Consider the following 3831-nt stretch of genomic DNA (forward strand, 5'->3'; position numbering starts at 1 on the left):
CCACCGGACGGGTCGGCCTCCACCACCAGCGCGCGAGCCGGGCCGGGCCAGCGGGCGGCCAGGGCTACGGCGAACGTGGTCACGCCTGGCGACCCTTTCAACGACAGCACCGAGACCAACATCAGCGACCACCTCCGGAGAGCAGGACGATCGACAACCGCCCGGCCGCCACTGCGGCGACCTGGCGGGCAGCGGCTTCCGACAGCTGCACTGACACCACGGTGAGCTGCTCGTTCGGTGCGGTGGTCACGCCGGTGACCACCGCGGGCCACGCCGTGCCGCCCGCGTCCGGCAGGCTGCCCGCGCTTGCCGCCGGGTCGGGTGCGAACACGACCGACACCCGTGACCCTGCGGCCACCTCAGGGGGGAACCGGCCGGGTTCGAGCGCGAGCGCGGCAAGGGCCTGCCCGTCGGTCGGAATAGCCGCCGGTCCCACGGCCTCCGAGGTGAGCAGGGACCCGGCTGACAGGCTCGTGGCCATCGGCCTGCCCACCACCGCGGAAGCCCGATCGGCGCTCAGCACCGCGATACCGGGATCGATGGCGATGCTGACCTGCCTCAGGTCCTGAGCGGTCAATACCTGCCCCACCGACACCTCGCGGGCCAGCGCCAGCACGTACTGCCGGTCGCCGGAGTGCAGTGAGATCAACACGAACCCGCCCGCGCATAGCAGCACCAGGACCGCACCGAGCAGCAGATAGGGCAGACCACGGCGACGAGCGGTCGCCTGCAGTCGCGAGGTCGGCGGTGTCCTGCCACCGGTGAGCCAAGGTTGGTCGGAGGGGCTCACAGGTCGGTTGGGGTCGGGTTGGATCGGGGTCGCGGTGGTCACGGGATGCCTCCAAAGACAAGGGGGTGGTACGCCACGTCGCCGGAGGTGATCAGCGAGCGGGGTCAGGTGTTGCGCTATCGGTTCGGGGAAGGAGCCGGGTGTCGGTCAGCCGCCGTGGTTCAACGCCTGTGACTCCGCCACGCGGAAGCTTGCGGTGCCCGTCGTGGTCATGTCCGGGAACGTCCCGCCCTCGCCGGCACCGGACCAGGTGACCGTCCAGCGCACGGTTGCCGTCACGGGGAACGTCTCACCCGGCTGACCGGCAGAGGACCGGCGGTAGAGGTGCCCGCAGTCCGGTGAGGGCGCCTTCGGGTCCGCGCTCGTGGTGTAGGCGGTACCCGGCCCGGCACAGGTCACCGTATTGCCGTCCCCCATGGACCAGCTCACCGATACCGGCTTGGCCGTCGCGGTCACCGACACACCCGGCACCGATGCGCTCTCCGATACCTCCTGCCACCCACCGGGCAACCACAACCAGGTCGGCAGGTTCACCAGCTGTGTGCCTACCGGGTTCCGCGCGATCTGCACCGAGGGCAGGCGCAAGCGTTCGCGAGCCGTCTGCGCCAACTGCTGCGGCGAGATCGACTGTGCGCTGTCGTCGGCTATCCACACCGGACCGTGCGACAAGGGGTCCTTGCCATCGGTCGAGCACAGCACCATGAACCAACCACCGGGTCCTTCCGGTTGCTCAACCGGGTCGTGGAACCTGGCCGGGACGTGACGGCAGTCCGCGTACGGGTCGTCGTCCTCGTGTTCGGCAGGCGGTTCCACGCCACCGGGGCGTCCGGTCACCGGTCCCGGTCGATGACCGATTCCGGCACCGAGATCACACGTGGGTGAGGGGTCCTGGGCGCAGTTGACATCGCCCCAGGGATCCGGGACGGCAGGCGAGGCGGCCCTCATGGCGAGGATGAGCACACCGGTGATCACCTGGTTCAGCATGTTCCCACCTCGTGCACGCCGAAGTCGGTGACCTTCCAGGTGCCGTCGGTCTGCTTGTCCACCACGGCGTTGATATGCCGCCTGCCGCCGGGTTCGCCGTCAGCGGGTTCATCGGTGTCGGCGTAGAGCTTCGCCCAGTTGGTCGAGTCGCCGCAGTCGGAGACGATCACCTTGGCGGGTGCTCCGGCGGGTTCGACCGAGGACACCGTCGGGGTCAGGACTGGTTGTCCGCGCATCACGATCCCTCGTTCGTGGTAGCCGAACAAGGTGCGGGTCAGGGTTGACAAGGCCTTCCCGGTGGCGTGGCGACCGAGTTCCGGGGACTGCCAGTCGGCGGTCGTGCCGGCCGTGGCGTAGGCGGTCCACATCTGTCGGTAGGCCTGCACACCTCGTTCTCCTGCCTCCTCGACGGCGTCGGGTGCCGGCACGGAGGTCTGAGGAGGAAGGGAGCCGTCCAGTCCGACCGGCAGGCCCGATCGCTCTGTCGGGTCGGAGGCCGACGGACCGCACGCGACCGCGAAGAGCAAGACGACCAGGGTGGTCGCGGTGCTGTGGAAGATCTTCATGTCGTCCTTCAGGTCTTGGTCTTGGTGGCGGAAGGGCAGGCACATCAGGGGGGCCTTCCGGGGTCACGGTGCGGCGAGGGCGATCAGGGCTCCGCCGACTACGGGCGGGCCGAAGGCGATGCGATCGGTCCGTGAGATCCGCCGGGTGATCAGCAGGGCTGCGCCCGCCAGGGCGCCCAGGAGCAGCGCGAGCGCAACGCCGCGCAGCAGGTCGAGCCAGCCGACCCACCCGAGGTAGAGGGCGACCGTTCCCAGCAGCTTGACGTCACCCGCTCCGAGGGCGTGGGGATTGATCAGTGCCGTGGTCAGCGCCGCGGTGAACGTGATCCCGGCCGCCACGAGTGCCCGCAGCAGAGCGCTCAGGTCGTCGTAGTGGATCGCGGTCCACCCCAGGATCACGACGCCGCCGAAGAACAGGACTCGGACCAGCGGAGCGGGCAGGCGGTGGCACGCCCAGTCGATCATCGTCAGCGGCGCTCCGACGATGGCCAGCCACAGGACGGCAGGCTGGTGCGGGATGCCGTCGAACCGCTGGTGGAGTGCGGCGAGTCCCACCCCGAGGGACAGGCTCACCATGATCACCTCTCGTGTGCCGGGTTTGTTCGGACAAGGGGGTGGCCACAGCGCTCCGTCTGGCCGGCGGAACTGCGCCTGCCCGCTGATCGCGCGGGGACCGTTCCCGTCCATCGCGGCTCGACCCACGGCAGCGAGAGCCACAGGGCCGCATGCTGTCCCGATCAACGCCACCTCGACCCACATGTCCGCACCTCCCAGGAATGCAAAGCAAAGGCGATTTCACACGCCGGGCGATCACGCTGTTCACTCGTTCGGGGCTTCCTTGGATCCGCCGTACCACCGGTCCGCGTCCGATCCCCATATCCTCGACTCCTGCTGATCGCCACCGGGGTTCGGTTGTGAGCAACGGTGACAAGGTCGACCGGAGGTGGGCAAGGGGGGCGGTGTATTCACTTGGACGGAATAAGGAATAGGCAAGCCGCCGTAGGTCCGGAGCTGCGCCGAAGGCGCACCGCTGCGGGTCTCTCCCTGCAGCAGTTGGCGGACCGCTGCCACTACAGCCCCGGCCACATCAGCAACGTGGAGCACGGGACCAAGTCCGCGAGCGCGGACTTCCTGCGAGCCTGCGACCAGGCGCTCAACACCGACGGCGCCCTGGTGGCCCTGTTGGTCGCAGGATGCGAACCCGTCCACTCGCACACCTGCGGCGGCCCTTCGCAGTTGCCCCCGGTACCGCGACTGGTGGGCCGTTCCTCGCTGGTCGGCGAACTAGACAAGCTGCTCGATGCGGCGATGAGCGGTCGATCCGCGGGCATCATCGCGCTGGACGGGGCGGCCGGTAGTGGCAAAACAACACTGGCCGTCACGTGGAGTTACCAAATACGCAGGAAATTCCCCGATGGGGTGTTCTTCTACGATCTCCGGGGTTACTCGGCGAATTCCGAACCAGCAGACCCCAGCGAGGTTCTGGAAACC

Annotated in this window: 5 protein-coding genes; 1 reads left to right on the forward strand and 4 read right to left on the reverse strand. The window is 68.8% G+C overall.

The window, feature by feature from the left end; genetic code table 11:
- Positions 1–121: 121 nt before the first annotated feature.
- The 4 genes from ACFV4N_RS41100 to ACFV4N_RS41115 form a co-directional block, all read right to left on the reverse strand.
- Positions 122–832 carry an SAF domain-containing protein gene (locus ACFV4N_RS41100; protein WP_499678105.1) on the reverse strand — a complete coding sequence of 237 codons (711 nt, stop codon included), beginning with the start codon at positions 830–832 and terminating at the stop codon, positions 122–124.
- Between the two features lie 105 nt (positions 833–937).
- Positions 938–1774 (reverse strand): hypothetical protein, encoded by an 837-nt coding sequence (locus ACFV4N_RS41105; protein ID WP_499678106.1) that lies wholly within the window; start codon positions 1772–1774, stop codon positions 938–940.
- Positions 1768–2340, reverse strand: a complete 573-nt coding sequence (locus ACFV4N_RS41110; RefSeq protein WP_499678107.1) for a hypothetical protein — start codon at positions 2338–2340, stop codon at positions 1768–1770. Before ACFV4N_RS41110 ends, ACFV4N_RS41105 begins: the two co-directional genes overlap by 7 nt.
- 63 nt (positions 2341–2403) lie before the next feature.
- A complete protein-coding gene (locus tag ACFV4N_RS41115; RefSeq protein ID WP_499678108.1) occupies positions 2404–2913 on the reverse strand; it encodes a prepilin peptidase in 510 nt (169 codons plus the stop codon).
- Between the two features lie 351 nt (positions 2914–3264).
- Between ACFV4N_RS41115 and ACFV4N_RS41120 the strand changes: the two genes are divergently transcribed.
- Positions 3265–3831: helix-turn-helix domain-containing protein (locus tag ACFV4N_RS41120; RefSeq protein WP_499678109.1), on the forward strand; the 567-nt coding region annotated here is incomplete at its 3' end.

Source organism: Actinosynnema sp. NPDC059797, from assembly GCF_042732085.1.
In the GTDB taxonomy this organism is placed as follows: Bacteria; Actinomycetota; Actinomycetes; order Mycobacteriales; family Pseudonocardiaceae; genus Actinosynnema.

Coding starts and splice junctions, on each gene's coding strand:
- ACFV4N_RS41105 (WP_499678106.1), bottom strand. CDS start 1,774: ATGCTGAACCAGGTGATCACCGGTGTGCTCATCCTCGCCATGAGGGCC.
- ACFV4N_RS41110 (WP_499678107.1), bottom strand. CDS start 2,340: ATGAAGATCTTCCACAGCACCGCGACCACCCTGGTCGTCTTGCTCTTC.